Annotated in this window: 1 protein-coding gene; it reads left to right on the top strand. The window is 64.3% G+C overall.

The annotated features are described in order from the left end of the window. On the top strand, positions 1 to 557 hold a 557-nt coding region (locus NUV99_12130; GenBank protein ID MCR4420836.1), incomplete at both ends, for a hypothetical protein.

The raw sequence follows: 557 nt of genomic DNA, 5'->3' as shown, positions 1-557 counted from the left end.
CGCCGGGTGTGCCGTCGCCGTCCGGGTCCTGAAGGTTCAGCCCCGGCGCCTTCTCCTGCTCTGGCCGCCGGGGGCAGCCTGACCATAGAGGGGCCGGGGCTGAACCTTCAGGACCCGGACGGCGACGGCACACCCGGCGTAACCATTTCCCAGTACCAGCTGCGGGGCACAGAGGCATTGCCGCCGGAATTGCAGTCCGTATGCGGGTGGGTTTATCTGCCGCAGCATGACGAGCTGTACAGCACCATCAACACCTGGCCCACCAAGAACTTTTACCGGGGCAAGGGGGTCAAGCTGACCGACCTCTTGAAGCTGGCCGGGGGGCTAGACGAGCAGGCCACGCTGATCAAGTTCATTGCCTCTGACGGCTTTACGACCACCTTTACGGTGCGGGAGCTGGTCTACGAACCCCGCTACCGTTACCCCAATTTCATGTACGACGAACACGGGAACTGGAGCCAGGCGGGCCATATCATCGGCGACGCCTCCGGGGCGGTGCCGGTGGAGCCCATGATCGCCTGGAAGAGCGGTAGTTCGCCCCATCCCGAGGAGCTTTC

Source organism: Clostridia bacterium (assembly GCA_024653205.1).
In the GTDB taxonomy this organism is placed as follows: domain Bacteria; phylum Bacillota; class DSM-521; order Neomoorellales; family SLTJ01; genus JANLFO01.
This window is presented reverse-complemented; position numbering and strand designations above follow the sequence as displayed.